Source organism: Oligella sp. HMSC05A10 (assembly GCF_001808335.1).
GTDB classification, from domain to species: Bacteria; Pseudomonadota; Gammaproteobacteria; order Burkholderiales; family Burkholderiaceae_B; genus Oligella; species Oligella urethralis.
Window position 1 is genome coordinate 62,172 of the sequence record NZ_KV792927.1, and the last position, 15,438, is coordinate 77,609.

Consider the following 15,438-nt stretch of genomic DNA (forward strand, 5'->3'; position numbering starts at 1 on the left):
GCTCAAAAAACTCCAACGATAAAAATTAAGAAGATCGATGAGGACTTAATTCCACGGCCAATTCCTTGGCGCGCTCATAGGCTGCCTGCATTGCCATGGCCACAATGGCTTTTAGATCCTCACGCTCGAATACGGATAAGGCCTGCTCCGTCGTCCCTTTTTTAGAGGTGACATTGGCTCTAAGCTGCGCAATTGGCAAGGACGACTGCGCCATCATCTGAGTCGCACCTTTAAGCGTCTGAATCGCATGTTGACGGGCTGTTGCTTGATCATAGCCAAGAGCAATAGCACCCTCAATCAGCGCTTCGGCAAATAAATACACATACGCCACCCCACTACCACTTAAGGCCGTCACCGCATCCAACATGGTCTCCTCAGCAACGAAGTCTACTCGACCACATGCCTTAAACATCGCTGCAAAACGAGTGCGCTCTGCGGCTGTCACGGCGGCCGCACAATAGGCCGCAATCACACCCTCACCCACTAAGGAAGGTGTATTTGGCATGGTGCGAATGATTTTCAATATAGAATCGTCACGCTGTGTGAGAAAATAAGCTAAGGAGGCAGTACTTAAACCGGCCGCCACACTAATTACCAGCTTATCAGCCGAAAAAAACGGCTGATACTCCTGCAGCACCGTCTGCATCATCTGCGGCTTAAGCGCTAATAACCAAATATCGGCATCGGCAAAAGCCGCACTAGCACCAATTTGTACCTGCTGTACACCCTTGGCACGCCAGTTGTTCAAGGACGCTTCCGAATTGACAGAAATCAATAGCTCATCAGCTTGACAACTACCCTGCAGCAGCATGCCATCAATAATCGCGGCAGCCATATTACCACCGCCGATAACACCAATCTTCATAGTTTATCTAATGCTACACTAGGGCAACGCCATTGAAAATAACATCGCTTATAGTTTTTAGGCTACCTTAACCTTAGGTTCAGCAATCGCTGCACCCACCTCACCAATCACACTGGCTAAGTTAAAGCCCTCCGCGTTAAGCAGCGCCAACACCTCATCCACCGCCTCCGGACTTACAGCTAATAACAAGCCGCCGGAGGTCTGCGGATCGGTTAAGAGCGCACGATCGACATCCGTCATGCCCTCAGCTAATTCGACACGCTCGCCAATCGCATGCCAGTTACGACCAGAAGCACCGGTAATATAGCCCTGCTCGGCAAGCTCACGTGCACCCTCTAAAAATGGTACTTGCGCTAGCTTAATATGCAAATCAACACCCGAAGCACGCGCAATCTCAGCCGCATGACCTAATAAAGCAAAGCCCGTCACATCCGTCATCGCATGCACCGCCGCCATAGGACCAAGCTTTGCACCTGGTGTATTCAGCTGAGTGGTGGAGGCAATCATCAATTGATAGGCAGCCTCAGGCAAGGCGTTTTTCTTAAGTGCTGCGGAAAATACACCGATCCCAAGCCCCTTGGTGAGAATCAACACATCACCCGTTTTAGCCTTTGAGTTACGCTTAATCTGCTCAGGATGCACTGTACCCATCGCCGCTAAGCCGTAAATCGGCTCAACCGAATCAATTGAGTGCCCGCCAGCGACCGGAATACCTGCTTGCTGACACACATCGGCACCACCCTGAAGAATTTTAGCAATTTGATCATGCGGTAAAACATTAATCGGCATTGCCACCAAGGCTAAGGCCATCACGGGCGTGCCACCCATGGCATAAATATCTGATAAGGCATTGGTCGCTGCAATGCGACCAAAATCATAAGGATCGTCGACAATCGGCATAAAAAAGTCTGTAGTCGCAATCAATGCCTGCTCATCGTTTAAACGAAAAACCGCTGCATCATCGACCGTCTCATTGCCCACCAAAAGATTTGGAAAAGCTTGCCCCGTCGGCATACTCGCCATCAGATTAGACAGTACATCGGGGGCGATTTTACAACCGCAGCCACCGCCATGCGATAAAGAGGTTAAACGAGGGGATTGATTAGATTGCGTCGTATTACTTTCAGCCATGAGACTCACCATCTGAAATAAAATTGGCGGAAGGTAGCAGGAGTCGAACCTACCTGGGAATGTCTGACATCCCCAACTGGATTTGAAGCCCAGCCGCAACACCGGTTACGCATACCTTCCGACGAAGTTAACGCTCTATTATAACCAATCTAAAGAGCGGTTGCGAACTAATCTTCGTTCCTTGACCCGACGCGTTAAACCAGCCCGATCAAAATACTCTAACACCTGCACCGCGCGCTTGCGTCCCAGCCCTGATGCGTCTCTAAACTCGGCCGTGCCAATATCATCTTGAGGTTCCATGCTGAGTACAATCTGTGCCAAGCGCTGTAATGACTTACGGTGATAAAAAAGATCATGCACTACTTGGAAAATTTCACCTTGACGGCTTAAGCGACGTAAAACCTGTCGTACATCACCCTCTTCTGCCCCTAATTGCTTAGCAATATCGCGCACCCATGGCGGATTAGAACCACCCGCTTCAACCATCGGTAAAATCTGCTCGGCTAACTGCGCCTCTTGCGCCGATAACACCGGGATATGATCTGGTAAATGCAATAAACTGCGAGTGCGAGCAATCCGCCCTTGCTCAATTAGCGAGCGCACTAATAACTGCCATAAGCCATCGCTCACCTTGGGTAAGCTCATACGTCGCATACGCAACAGCTCTACCCCCACCTCGTCCGGGGACTGCTCATGAAAAGCCGCTAAGCGCTGCACCACCTGCTCAGCTAAAGCCTGCCATTGATCCGCTAAAATCCAAATCGTCTGCGCTTGTGCACCACCCGGCACCAAAGCCAACACACCTGGTGGCTGGGTCAATTTATCCAAAGACTTAGCGGTTAAGCGTAAAAGTGTTTTTTCACTTAAACCATAGGGCGCTAATTTTAACAATACCTCGATACTGGCACCGTTTAAAAAAGCCTCCACCCCCGCTAACCACGCTAAGCGTTCGGGCGAGCGACGCTTACGATCGGGTGCATTAGGATGCAGAATCCGACCGCCGCCAATGGTTTGCGCCGCCTGCGGATTACGAATAATAAAGCGATCACCGGTCATACTGCAAATCGGCTCGGTGGACACCAACTGCACCATGGCACGCTGTCCTGGCTCAACCCTATCCTGACTTAATGGCACCGCATGCACATAATAATGCTTTGCCGCAATATGCAAATGCAAGGGCGTCCACGTCTGAATTCTTTGCTCTGATGAGTGCAGCAACTGCAAGCTCACATCAATATTAAACGAGGGCGTGAAGCTACGCGCATCAGCAATCCAATCACCGCGCTCAATGGTATCCTTGGTCATACCAACGACATTGAGGGCACAACGTTGACCAGCACGCGCCGTTTGCGAAGGTTGATCCTGCGCATGGATAGAGCGAACTCGTAGCGACTGAGCTGAGGGAAAGTGCCTTAAATCAATCACCTCACCTGCGGCTTGGGCTACTTGAACACGTAAGTCCAATTCACCCCCATGCACAGTACCCGTCACCACAGTACCCTGCCCACTTAAGCTAAAGACGCGGTCTACTGCCAAGCGAAATAGACCCTCAGCCTGTTGATTACCGCGCGCCTCAGCCTCTTTAAATAAATACTCACGTAACTCATCAATACCCAGATGGTCCTCAGCTAAGGCATCCGTTACAAAAAACGGTGCTTTTTCCAAAAAACTACCGGCGACCAAGGCCTCTATTTCTTGCTTGACCTCATCAATACGAGCCCCATCAACCACAGCGGCTTTAGTAATCACATTGGCACCAGCCGTAATATGAAGTAAAGAAAGAATCGCTAAATGCTCACGGGTCTGCGGCATCACCCCGTCATCGGCAGCCACCACCAATAAGGCAAAATCAATACCAGTGGCGCCAGCCACCATGGTACGAATTAAACGCTCATGTCCCGGCACATCAATAAAGCCAAGCACATCGCCATTAGCTAAGGGAGTATAGGCATAACCTAATTGAATCGAAATCCCGCGTCTTTTTTCTTCCTCTAAACGATCAGTTTCAACCCCCGTTAAAGCCCGGATTAAGGTCGTTTTACCATGGTCAATATGACCTGCTGTACCAATAATCATGAATTAAACTCTCGTCAAATCCTGTTGCAGTTGCGCCAAAAACTCCGCTTCTTGATGCCTTTCCAAACAACGCATATCTAATAATAATGTATCGTCAGCAATCCGCCCGATCACCGGTTTAGAGAGGCGACGTAAGCGCTTTTCTAAAGCCAGTAAATGACGACCAGGACGCCCCTCGCCCACATAACGCATGGCTAAACCATAACTAGGTAGTAACTCGACTGGCATGGCGCCACTGCCGATTTGGCTCATCATGGCCTCTACCGTCACCCTAAACTCAGGACCCACCCATTGTTGAAGCGTCTGTTGCAGGTTTGCCGCACTTTGCTTGATCGCATCTGGGCTGCGAGTAAATAAACGCAGCGTAGTTAAACGCTCTGCCAATAACTCCGGACTGCGGTATAGTTGCAACACTGGCTCCAGTGCCGCCAGCGTGATTTTGCCAACGCGTAGTGCACGTTTGAGTGGATTTTTTTTGATTTTTGCAATTAAATCGGCACGGCCTACAATCAAACCAGCTTGCGGACCACCGAGTAGCTTATCACCACTGAAGGTCACAATATCAGCGCCGGCCTCAATGGTTTGCCGCACGGTGACCTCCGCTGGCAAACCCCATTGCCTGAGATCGACTAGGGTACCACTGCCTAAGTCAACGGTGCACGCTAAGCCATGCTGCTTCGCAATGGCTGCCACCTCAGCCACCGACACCTCTTTGGTAAAGCCATTAATTTCATAATTACTGCAATGCACCTTCATCAACATGGCGGTGTTATCAGCGATGGCTTGCTCATAATCATGTGCATGCGTGCGATTGGTAGTACCTACTTCCACCAAGTTGACATAGGCACGCTTCATAATATCCGGAATTCGGAAGGCCCCACCAATCTCCACCAGTTCACCGCGTGACACCACCACCTCACGCTCAGCAGCGAGGGAATTTAACATAAGCAATACGGCGGCAGCGTTATTATTAACCACTGTCGCGGCTTCGGCACCGGTTAATTCACAGAGCAGCTCCTCAATAAGGTCATCCCGATCGCCACGCCCACCCGAGGCTAAATCGTACTCTAAATTCATCGGCTCACGCATGGCCTCAACCACGGCCTCAATCGCTACCTCGGGCAATAAGGCACGACCCAAATTGGTATGCAGTACCACCCCAGTGAGATTAAACACTGGTCGCAGCTGGGATTGCGTCTTTTTTTGTAAAGCACGCGCTGTCAGCTGCGCAAAATCACGACTCAAGTGAGGTGATCTTAAGTCAATCACTAAGGCTTTGTTTTGCTGAATGTTCTGACGCAAATCCTCTAATACCAACCGCGCTTGCTGACTCACCAATTGATGACCATACGCCGCCAGCAAAGGCTTAAAAACCTCACTACTTAACAACTTATCAAGCGCTGGTAAATCTCTAAATGAAACTCTCTGCGTCATACAACACCCTCAATAACTACTCTTCTTCGCCTACTTCAGCCGCTTGCCATAAAAATGGATTACCGCTGCTGCGCTCCAAACCCTCATCGGCCATCAAGATATCTAATTGCAATGTGGCCAAATCATCAGCAATTGGATCCACATTCAGATCCTTTTCCTGATAGAAAATCTTCCGATAGCTATGGCAACTCGGACAGGCCTCTGCCTTAATGGCTTCCGACTGCCCCTCCAAATGATAATAACTAATATCCTTAGTGCTTAAGCAGGTAGAGCACACCACACGTACCATATGCCAAAGGGTAGAACATAGGGAACAACTTAAATAGCGAATGCCTTGATTAGCACCGATTTGCACCACGCTACTAACAGGCAAAGAACCACAGCATGGGCAGACGCCGGATTCCTTTTGTACCACCGGTAAATTGTCCTCGCCCAAATCAATTGCTAACTGTGTCCAATAGACCTGCAAAGCCGCCATGATCACCGGTGCCATGGCCGGATCTGCATCCTCATCCGCTAACACGCGATCGGCAATGGCCTCGAGGACCGCTGGCTCATCATCAATTTGCTTTAACATCGCTTGTGCGACCGTCACCGCCACCTCCGGAACGGAATCGGCCTGAACCAAATACTGCAGAATATCAGCCAGTATCTTTAACCACACGGGATCACGCTCAATCGTGGCTGGTTGTAACGCTGGCATACCGTACTTTTGCGAGGATTCGATCCTTTCCTCACTCACCTCCGGCAAGGCATAACGCGTCACCACCTCGGCTTGAGCCTCTGTTATCACAGCAATTAATAATAAATAATCACGTAGTGGATTATCCTCAGCGAGCTGCCTTAAACGCGCAGCACGTGAGCTAAAAACAGACTTCGCTTCAGGCAAAATAATGCGCGGAAAAGCAAAGGAACTATCATCTAAAATTTCATCTTTAGAACGAATTTTTTGCAATGTCATACTCCAATAAAAAACTGCCCTACAGATGGTTAATTGTAGAGCAGTTTTAAGGGACTACCTACCTAGTCCGTTAAGAAAAATATAGATTAAATCTTCTCAACATTGACCAGGAAGGACTTGAACTCAGGCGTCTGAGTGTTACCGTCACCGACCGCTGGCGTTAGACTATTGGCTATGAAGCCTTTTTTAGCCACACCTACAAAGCCCCAGTGTAACGGGATACCAACCTGATGTAACTCCTTACCGTCGACCGTGAGCGTTTTAATACGCTTAGTCACCACAGCAACTGCTTTGATGTAGTCACGTTTAGAAGAAACCTTAACACGATCACCGGCCTTAATGCCAAGTTTATTAGCTAGGCCCTCGCCAATTTCAACGAATTGCTCTGGTTGTGCAATAGCGTTGAGCTTGACGTTTTTAGTCCAATAATGGAAGTGCTCGGTTAAACGATAGGTGGTACCTACGTACGGGAACTCGTCGACCTTACCCATATCTTCCAGGTCACGCTTAAACACACGGGCACCCGGGTTATTAAGCGCACGAGGCTCATTCGGGTTCAGCGGGTTAACGGCCAGTGGCGTCTCGAACGGTTCATAATGCTCAGGGAACGGACCTTCGGCCATACCCTTACGTGCAAAGAAACGACCTGTACCCTCAGGGTTCATAATAAATGGACCCATACCGTTAGCCGGTGCTTCATCCGCCTTATAGTCAGGTACGTCAGCGCCTACCCAGGCTCTACCGTTCCAGTAAACAAGCGCACGGTCACTATCCCATGGACGGCCATTAGGGTCAGCCGAGGCACGGTTGTATAAAATACGACGGTTCGCAGGCCATGCCCAAGCCCAGTTAAGGGTTTGACCAATACCTGTTGGGTCGCTATTGTCGCGACGTGCCATCATATTACCCTGCTCGGTAAAGGAACCAGAGTAAATCCAACAACCACAAGCGGTTGAACCGTCATCACGTAACTCGGCAAAGCCAGCAAGCTGCTCCCCGGCCTTACGCGTCACAATGCTCGGATCGCTCGGGCTCGTTAAGTTAAGCAGTGCCTTACCACTCATCTCCTTAGCTAACTCCTCAGCTGAAGGATCTAAACGTGTGCTGTACGGCCAATCCAAGTTAAGGATTGGATCAGGGAAAGCGCCGCCCTCTTCGAGGTAAAGCTCACGAATGCGATTATAGAGCAAGGCCATAATCTCAATATCACTCTTGGCTTCACCCGGTGGGTTAGCACCCTTCCAGTGCCATTGTAAGACACGTCCGGAGTTTACTAGCGCACCCGATTCCTCAGCAAAGCAACTGGTCGGTAAGCGAATCACTTCGGTTTGGATAGATGCCGTATCGACATCATTTTCCTCGCCTGCATTACGCCAGAACTCAGAGGTATCTGTACGTAAAGGATCCATCACCACCATAAACTTCAACTTAGCAAAGGCCTCAGATTGCTTTTTCTTGTGAGGTGCCGCCGCTAATGGGTTAAAGCCCTGACAGATATAACCGTTAAACTTGCCCTGCGTCATCATCTCATAAGCACGTAACATATCATACGGCTTATCGAGTTTAGGGAACCAGTCATAACAGTAATCATTGGCTGCTGTTGCCGCCTTACCGAACCAGGCCTTACTTAAACTAACCCAGAACTTTTTGTAATTACCCCAGTAGCTTAACTGATTCTCACGCATCGGCTTATGCGCACGCGCTTTAATGTAATCATCAAAGCGCTGCTCACCGTCCTTGGCCAGGGTAAGGTAACCAGGTAATAGATCAGTCATCAGACCTAAATCGGTTAAGCCCTGAATATTGGAGTGACCACGTAAGGCATTAACACCACCACCCGGCATCCCGATATTACCCAAGAGTAACTGCATCATCGCTGCGGTTCGAATAATTTGCGAACCGATGGAGTGCTGCGTCCAGCCTAGGGCATAAAGAATGGTTAAGGTACGATTTGGTACATGCGTAGAAGAGATAATCTCGACAATCTCTAAGAACTTATCCTTAGGCGTACCGCAGACACGCTCAACCATCTCAGGGGTATAACGCTCATAGTGCTTTCTCATCAGCTGATAAACACAGCGTGGATGGGTCAAGCTCGGGTCAGTTTTAACATAACCCGTTTCTTCGTCAATCTCGTATTCCCACGTGTTACGGTCATAGGTACGAGTCTCCTCGTTATAACCGGAGTAAATACCCTCATTAAAATCAAAATCCTCACGCACCACAAAACTAAAGTCAGTGTAGTGACGTACGTATTCATGTTGGATCTTGTTATTATCCAATAAATACTTGATGACTGCGCCCAAGAACACAATATCCGTACCCGTACGGATTGGCGCATAGATATCGGCTACCGATGCTGTACGATTAAAGCGCGGGTCCACACAGATAAGCGTCGCCTTATTGCGTGTTTTTGCCTCGATCGCCCATCTAAAGCCCACGGGGTGTGCTTCAGCGGCGTTACCGCCCATCACTAATACAACATTGGCATTTTTAATATCGACCCAGTGGTTCGTCATCGCACCACGGCCAAACGTCGGAGCAAGACCTGCTACCGTCGGACCATGTCAAACACGAGCCTGGTTATCGAATGCTAACATCCCCAGCGGACGAATAACTTTGTGAGTTAAATAACCCACCTCGTTAGGCGATGCAGAGGCAGCTAACATACCTGTTGTTAACCAACGATTAACCGTTTCGCCCTTTTCATTTTTCTCGATAAAGTTTGCGTCACGGTCGTCTTTCATCAGACGAGCAACCTTGTCAATGGCCTCTTCCCACGACATACGAACCCACTTATCTGAACCCGGAGCACGATACTCGGGGTACTTTAAGCGATTCGGGCTGTGAATAAAGTCAATCAGACCGGCACCCTTAGGACAGAGGGCACCACGGTTAACCGGGTTATCCGGGTCACCTTCAATGTGTACGATCGTGTCAATAGCGTTTTTAGCACCATCACCAATACCGTACATTAATAATCCACAGGCCACTGAACAGTAAGGACAGGTATTACGCGTTTCTGTCATACGCGCTAATTTGTACTGTCTAACTTCTGCCATAGCGGGCGTTGGCGCCGCACCAAGTAGTGTCAGACTGGACCCTGCCGCTGCTGTACCGGTAGCCTTGAAGAATTGTCGTCTAGTAATCTTTACCATAACGAACCTCCAGACAATTAACGTATAGCAACGTCCGTATCAAAAAATGATACCTCAGTTAAAAAACTCCGCAGCGCAATAGCTACACTGCTCCACCCTGCTAGTGTAACGCTTTTTTGTGGGCTTGAGTAGTCGCCCACACACTTTAGATAGTAAATTATTTATGTTCTAAAGAAATTGATAGCATCTTAATTACTACCGTGACGATATTTAAGGTGCAGCAAATGCTTTTTCTCAACTTGTCTAAATCCGACCACCAATAGCGTATTTAAAATCAAATATAAAACCGCGGCGGCAGAATAAGCGATAAAGGGCTCATAATAGGTACTATTAAAATAGCTGGCGGCACCGGCAATCTCCACAATGGTCACAGTGGAAGCCAAGGCCGTCGCATGCATACTCATAATCACCTCATTACTATAGGCGGGCAAGGCACGTCTTAAGGCCGATGGGATAATGATTCGGTGCATGGCTTGAAAACTACTCATACCATAGGCCATAGCTGCTTCAACCTCACCACGATCGGTGTTTTTAATCGCACCGGCAAAAATCACCGTGGAGTAGGCTGCGGTATTGAGCGTTAAAGCACTTAAAACCCAGATATACCCGGATTTTAAAAACTCCCAACCCGGTTGCTGCATTAAGTCACGCACCGGTTCCAAACTAGGAATACCATAATAAAAAATATACAGTTGCACTAATAGTGGCGTACCAGTAAAAAAATACACAAAGCCATTGGTTAAACGACCCAGCAGAGTGCAATTCTTTAATGATATAACTGATAAGGGCAAGGCGATAAAAAAGCCTATCGATACCGATACCAAGGTCAACATAATCGTCACTGGCACAGCATCTAAACAGGTACGCAGAGCTAATAGAAAAAGCGCTAATGTATCACTCATCAGAACCCCCTACTAAGACACCACGTTGATAGCGCTTTTCTAAAAACACAAAGACTTTTAATGAAACATAGGTGATCAATAAATACAGTAGAGCGGACACAATATTAAAAGCAAAGGAGGATTGCGTAGCACTGCCCGCCTGCTGAGCTACCCGCGTCATATCGTCTAAACCGATGATTGACACCAAGGCGGTAGATTTGGTCAATACCAACCAGTTATTACGCACGCCCGGTAAGGCATAACGCATCATCAGCGGAAAAGTCACACTATACAGCACTTGAAAAGGTGTCAGACCATAGGCATAACCGGCTTCAATCTGCCCACCCGGCACCGCTAAAATAGCGGCTCTAAAGGTTTCTGTGAAATAGGCCCCAAAAATAAAGCTCAAGGTAAAGACACCCGCAGCAAAAGGACTAATCTCAACATCAGACCATCCCAAAGCGGAGGTAATGGCATTAAGACCTAATTGCGCACTGTAATAAACCATCAACATCCAAATCAAATCGGGTACTGCACGCACGATGGTTGAGTAAGCACCGGCGATAGACGCCAACACCACACTACCCGACAGTCGCATCAAGGCGCCAATCAAGCCAATAATAATGGCACAAAGCACAGAGAGCACACCAATCTCAACCGTGAGCAAGGCGCCATGGAGTATTCTTGGCATATATTGCCAAATCACTTCAAAATCAAACATAGGTCCTCTTAAATGAATGAGGTGATTTTACCGAAAATACGCAACAAATCGTAAGAAAACTCAACTTGAAGAAATAACTCCTGATTCAGCCATGCCTCGCACTGAATAATTTGCTAATATCTTATGCTTATCCCTTATAGTAGCCGTCAGTAAAAAAGGCTATCATTTTAAAATCACTTTTAAAATCGTTTATACAAAAGGAAAAAGGACTTGATGATGACAATCACAAAAAAGCTATTTGGCGCTACGTTGCTTAGCTTTGCGCTTGCTAGTAGTCTCGCTCAGGCGCAGGAGCGTACGATTCGCTTTGGTAGCGATGCGACCTACCCTCCCTTTGAATCGACCACGCCGAGCGGTGAGATTGTGGGCTTTGATATTGACCTCGCTAAGGCGATGTGTGAGCGTTTAAAGGCGACATGTACTTTCCAAAATCAAGGATGGGACGGTATCATCCCTGCCCTTCGCGCTAAGAAATTTGACGTGATTGCCTCTTCCATGAGTGTGACGCCCGAACGTGAGCGTGCCGTGGCCTTTACACAAAAAGTCTGGTCAATTCCTAACCCATTATTTGGTAAAAAAGGTCTTAAGGCTGAGCCGACCAAAGAAGGTACTAAGGGACTCACTATCGGCGTGCAGCAAGGCGTGATTCAAGACGTTTATGCGACAAAATACTTCACTGAAGCAAATATCCGTCGTTATAAAACCTTTGAGGATGCGGCCAATGACTTAGTAACAGGTCGTTTAGATGCGGTCTTTGCCGATAGCGGCGTGGCTGATCAGTTTTTAGAGGGCCCACGTGGTCAGGACTACGAAGTGCTAGGCGATCCTATCCCTACTTCTGCGGATGAGGCCATCTTTGGTAAGGGTACGGCCTTTGCTGTGCGCAAAGAGGACAAAGAGCTACTAGCCGACCTCAACCGTGCCTTTGACGAGATTCGCGCCGATGGCACCTACGATAAAATCGCTAAGGAATACTTCGATTACGATGTGTATGATGAGTAATTAATAAACGAATGTTTTAAAACGGCACTTTGTAAGTGCCGTTTTTTGATGGCTAGAATGACCATCATCGATTAAGATCAAGTAACTAAGCTCAAAATCAAAAATAGCCTCTTCATCAGGTCATCACTTGAAGTCGACTACTATTTACGCCACGCCCGGTTTCCTGCCTTTTCTAGCAGCTAGACTATGCGCTGTATTTGCCATGCAGATACAGGCCATTGTTGTGGCTTGGCAGGTATACGACATCACTCGCGATCCCTTATCCTTAGCTTATGTCGGTTTAGTACAATTTATCCCCATGCTACTTTTACTACCCTATGCAGGGGATGTGATTGATCGTTTTAGCCGTAAAGCCATTCTTGCAATCAGTTGGTTTGTTGCAGCGCTTTGCAGTGGCATATTGGTCTGTATGTCATTGAGCAACAGTGCAAATGTGATGGGTTTTTATGTGGCATTGCTGCTTTTCGGTGCCAGCCGTGCCTTTATGATGCCTGCTCTGCAAAGCATCTTGCCACAAATTATTCCTCGTGAGCGTTTGGCTCAAGCCATTGCAACCAATAGCATGACGGTAAAAATAGCGACCATCAGCGGGCCTATTATTGGTGGGGTACTTTATGCCTATGCCGGCGGTGTGTTGACGTATCTGGTCTGCTGCATCGCTTATCTTTTTGGCATTTTATTACTCAAATTTGTACCTATTCTATATAGCGATCAGCATAAAACACCGACAAACAATGACACTAAGGTGTGGCAACGATTTTCTGAAGGTATCCGCTTTATCCGGAAGCAGCCGATTATTTTAGGTAGTATGAGTCTTGACCTATTCGCCGTGCTTTTAGGAGGAGTTATTGCACTCCTGCCCATTTATGCGCAAGATATCTTGCATACGGATTCAGCCGGGCTCGGACTGCTAAGAAGTGCGATGGCAGTTGGTCAAATCGCTACCGGTATTTATCTAAGTCGCTATCCGTTTGAACGACATGTGGGTAAAGCCATGCTAATAGCCGTAGCGATTTTTGGTTGTGCTAACTTAGTCTTTTCACTATCAAGTATCTTCTGGTTATCATTTGCCGCCCTGATGGTGGCCGGTGCGGCAGATATGGTGAGCGTGTATGTGCGTTTGGCGCTGATGCAATATGCCACGCCAGACTATATACGTGGACGCGTTAATGCCGTTAATTCGCTCTTTTCAAACTCAGCGACGGAGCTCGGCAGCTTCCGTGCAGGTACCAGTGCTGCACTCATAGGCACTGTGCCGACGGCGGTATTGGGTAGTCTTTGCACCTTAGTTGTCGTCGCACTCATTACTAAGCGCATTAAAACGCTTAGACAAGTTGATCGCTTTGATGAGGTTACCCCTAGCTAGCACATGTACTTTCGGCGTATTAAAAATTAAAAAACACATTATTGGTATTAAATTGAAGCCTTCTAATATTTTCGCGACACTTGGTTTTTTACCCTTTCTGATTGCACGTATGTGTGCCGTCTTTGCCATGCAAATTCAGGCTATCGTGGTTGGCTGGCAAATCTACGAAATCACCCGCGACCCTATGTCATTAGCCTATGTCGGCTTGGCTCAATTTATCCCGATGCTGGTGTTTTTGCCTTATGCCGGTGACCTCATTGACCGATTTAATCGTAAAACAGTTCTCTCTATTAGCTTAGCTGTTTTAGCAGTCTGTAGTGCTTTATTGGTCTGGCTCTCTTATAGTGACAACGATAAGGTCTATGCTTTCTACATTGTTTTATTACTCTTCGGCGTGGGACGTGCCTTTAACGGACCGGCACTACAAAGCTTATTACCGCAAATTGTGCCGCGTGAGCGACTCGCTCAAGCACTGGCTACCAATAGCATGTTAATGAAAGTAGCCACCATCATCGGTCCCGTTTTCGGCGGTTTACTCTATGCTTATATCGGTGGTTTGAGCTATGCCGTTTGTTGCCTATTTTTTGTCATCGCTATCTTTTTATTAAGCTTTGTGCCGATCTTATTCAGTGAGCAACATAGCGCCCCCGCAAGTAACTCCACCACGGTACTTCAACGCTTCTCAGAGGGCCTACGATTTATCTGGAAGCATCCGATTATCTTAGGCACGATCACCTTAGATTTATTTGCCGTATTGCTTGGCGGCGTCGTCGCTCTCTTACCCATTTACGCGCTGGAAGTTTTACATGTTGACTCCACCGGTTTGGGGCTATTACGTAGCGCCATGGCCATTGGTGAAATCGGTACCGGGCTTTACCTGAGCCGTCGACCATTTAATCGCCATGTCGGTAAAGTCATGTTTACGGCCGTTGCCGTCTTTGGTATTGCCAACCTGGTCTTTGCCTTCTCAACCATCTTCTGGCTGTCTTTTGCTGCACTGGTGGTTGCCGGTGCCGGCGATATGATCAGCGTGTATATACGCTCGGCACTCGTACAATTCTCTACTCCTGATTACTTACGTGGTAGAGTCAACGCAGTCAATATGCTGTTTATCAGCTCATCTAATGAATTGGGCACCTTTAGAGCGGGCACCAGCGCCGCTTTAATCGGTGCCGTGCCTGCTGCCGTCTTTGGAGGTCTCTGCACCTTAGGGGTGGTTGCTGCCATGGCCTGGCGCTTTAAGCCACTGAGAACGGTGGATAAGTTTGAAGAGGCGGAACATATTAGGTGATGGATTGGGGGTGAGTTTACCATCACCCCTATTTTTTTAAGCTTAGTGCTCTGCCAGCTCTCTATATCAGGATAGTTGTCCGATCATTGAATTTTTACTTTTAACCCATTTAGGGTCGCAGATAGGATCTTATAATAGCAGTTCATCGTCTTGAGTTTAAAGCACAACTCAGCCTGCTCCAATGTGTCAAAGATGTAGATATTTAAAAACTTTAAAGCTATTGACCGACAGTTCGTTGGTGCACCAAACAGTGGATTTCCATTTACAATACCGAAAGACCTCATGAGTCTTTAAATCGTTTAAGTCCTGTTGACTACAGGCTGAAAGCACATTCTACTTTCGGGCTGTGTTAAGAATGGGGTAGGTTCAACTTCAGGGTGACACTACGTTGATGACAGGAGGACAAAGAGCTACTAGTCGACCTCAATCGCGCCTTTGACGAGATCCGTGCCGACGGCACCTACGACAAAATCTCTAAGGAATACTTCGATTACGATGTGTATGATGAGTAAATGGCGGTCCTAAGTGAGTACTTAGTTTGAAAGCGGCGCC

11 protein-coding genes, 1 tRNA gene and 2 pseudogenes are annotated in these 15,438 nt (G+C 47.8%); 5 read left to right on the forward strand and 9 right to left on the reverse strand.

Translation table 11 applies throughout. From position 1 onward, the window contains the following. Window positions 1-25: 25 nt before the first annotated feature. The 9 genes from proC to HMPREF3144_RS05920 form a co-directional block, all read right to left on the reverse strand. Complete coding sequence (gene proC, locus HMPREF3144_RS05875; protein ID WP_070470438.1) at window positions 26-865, reverse strand: pyrroline-5-carboxylate reductase; 840 nt, start codon at window positions 863-865, stop codon at window positions 26-28. A gap of 57 nt (window positions 866-922) precedes the next feature. Continuing rightward, on the reverse strand, window positions 923-1,996 hold the full coding sequence (gene selD, locus HMPREF3144_RS05880) for a selenide, water dikinase SelD (RefSeq protein ID WP_070476904.1): 1,074 nt from the start codon (window positions 1,994-1,996) through the stop codon (window positions 923-925). A gap of 24 nt (window positions 1,997-2,020) precedes the next feature. Then, window positions 2,021-2,116 (reverse strand) — tRNA-Sec (locus HMPREF3144_RS05885). Between the two features lie 18 nt (window positions 2,117-2,134). Further along, window positions 2,135-4,072, reverse strand: a complete 1,938-nt coding sequence (gene selB / locus HMPREF3144_RS05890; protein ID WP_070476905.1) for a selenocysteine-specific translation elongation factor — start codon at window positions 4,070-4,072, stop codon at window positions 2,135-2,137. Window positions 4,073-4,075: 3 nt separating this feature from the next. Further along, window positions 4,076-5,506 (reverse strand): L-seryl-tRNA(Sec) selenium transferase, encoded by a 1,431-nt coding sequence (gene selA / locus HMPREF3144_RS05895; protein ID WP_018026581.1) that lies wholly within the window; start codon window positions 5,504-5,506, stop codon window positions 4,076-4,078. A 16-nt stretch (window positions 5,507-5,522) separates the two neighbouring features. Then, the gene (gene fdhE, locus HMPREF3144_RS05900; RefSeq protein ID WP_083290405.1) at window positions 5,523-6,467 is read right to left on the reverse strand and encodes a formate dehydrogenase accessory protein FdhE; all 945 of its coding nucleotides are present in this window, start codon (window positions 6,465-6,467) and stop codon (window positions 5,523-5,525) included. 86 nt (window positions 6,468-6,553) lie between these two features. Continuing rightward, window positions 6,554-9,625, reverse strand: coding sequence for a formate dehydrogenase-N subunit alpha (gene fdnG / locus HMPREF3144_RS05905; RefSeq protein ID WP_141742738.1), 3,072 nt, complete (start codon window positions 9,623-9,625; stop codon window positions 6,554-6,556). A 188-nt stretch (window positions 9,626-9,813) separates the two neighbouring features. Next, the gene (locus HMPREF3144_RS05915) at window positions 9,814-10,527 is read right to left on the reverse strand and encodes an ABC transporter permease (protein ID WP_070476907.1); all 714 of its coding nucleotides are present in this window, start codon (window positions 10,525-10,527) and stop codon (window positions 9,814-9,816) included. Continuing rightward, window positions 10,520-11,227: an ABC transporter permease gene (locus tag HMPREF3144_RS05920; RefSeq protein ID WP_070476908.1), complete on the reverse strand. Its 708-nt coding sequence runs from the start codon at window positions 11,225-11,227 to the stop codon at window positions 10,520-10,522. Before HMPREF3144_RS05920 ends, HMPREF3144_RS05915 begins: the two co-directional genes overlap by 8 nt. Before the next feature lie 216 nt (window positions 11,228-11,443). Here HMPREF3144_RS05920 and HMPREF3144_RS05925 point away from each other — a divergent pair, with 216 nt between their 5' ends. From HMPREF3144_RS05925 to HMPREF3144_RS11870, 5 genes and pseudogenes are all read left to right on the forward strand, one after another. After that, the gene (locus HMPREF3144_RS05925; RefSeq protein WP_018026575.1) at window positions 11,444-12,229 is read left to right on the forward strand and encodes a transporter substrate-binding domain-containing protein; all 786 of its coding nucleotides are present in this window, start codon (window positions 11,444-11,446) and stop codon (window positions 12,227-12,229) included. A gap of 127 nt (window positions 12,230-12,356) precedes the next feature. After that, window positions 12,357-13,595 carry an MFS transporter gene (locus HMPREF3144_RS05930; RefSeq protein ID WP_070476909.1) on the forward strand — a complete coding sequence of 413 codons (1,239 nt, stop codon included), beginning with the start codon at window positions 12,357-12,359 and terminating at the stop codon, window positions 13,593-13,595. Window positions 13,596-13,647: 52 nt separating this feature from the next. Then, complete coding sequence (locus HMPREF3144_RS05935) at window positions 13,648-14,886, forward strand: MFS transporter (protein WP_070477093.1); 1,239 nt, start codon at window positions 13,648-13,650, stop codon at window positions 14,884-14,886. A gap of 242 nt (window positions 14,887-15,128) precedes the next feature. Beyond that, window positions 15,129-15,239 (forward strand): annotated as a pseudogene (locus HMPREF3144_RS12010) (integrase core domain-containing protein); the annotation flags it as partial. A gap of 42 nt (window positions 15,240-15,281) precedes the next feature. Then, a pseudogene (locus tag HMPREF3144_RS11870) lies at window positions 15,282-15,398 on the forward strand (transporter substrate-binding domain-containing protein); the annotation flags it as partial. Window positions 15,399-15,438 lie beyond the last annotated feature (40 nt).

What these genes read in the sequence shown, in the direction of transcription:
- proC (WP_070470438.1), bottom strand. Translation starts at nt 865, where the DNA reads ATGAAGATTGGTGTTATCGGCGGTGGTAATATGGCTGCCGCGATTATT.
- selD (WP_070476904.1), bottom strand. Translation starts at nt 1,996, where the DNA reads ATGGCTGAAAGTAATACGACGCAATCTAATCAATCCCCTCGTTTAACC.
- selB (WP_070476905.1), bottom strand. Translation starts at nt 4,072, where the DNA reads ATGATTATTGGTACAGCAGGTCATATTGACCATGGTAAAACGACCTTA.
- selA (WP_018026581.1), bottom strand. Translation starts at nt 5,506, where the DNA reads ATGACGCAGAGAGTTTCATTTAGAGATTTACCAGCGCTTGATAAGTTG.
- fdhE (WP_083290405.1), bottom strand. Translation starts at nt 6,467, where the DNA reads ATGACATTGCAAAAAATTCGTTCTAAAGATGAAATTTTAGATGATAGT.
- HMPREF3144_RS05915 (WP_070476907.1), bottom strand. Translation starts at nt 10,527, where the DNA reads ATGAGTGATACATTAGCGCTTTTTCTATTAGCTCTGCGTACCTGTTTA.
- HMPREF3144_RS05920 (WP_070476908.1), bottom strand. Translation starts at nt 11,227, where the DNA reads ATGTTTGATTTTGAAGTGATTTGGCAATATATGCCAAGAATACTCCAT.
- HMPREF3144_RS05925 (WP_018026575.1), top strand. Translation starts at nt 11,444, where the DNA reads ATGACAATCACAAAAAAGCTATTTGGCGCTACGTTGCTTAGCTTTGCG.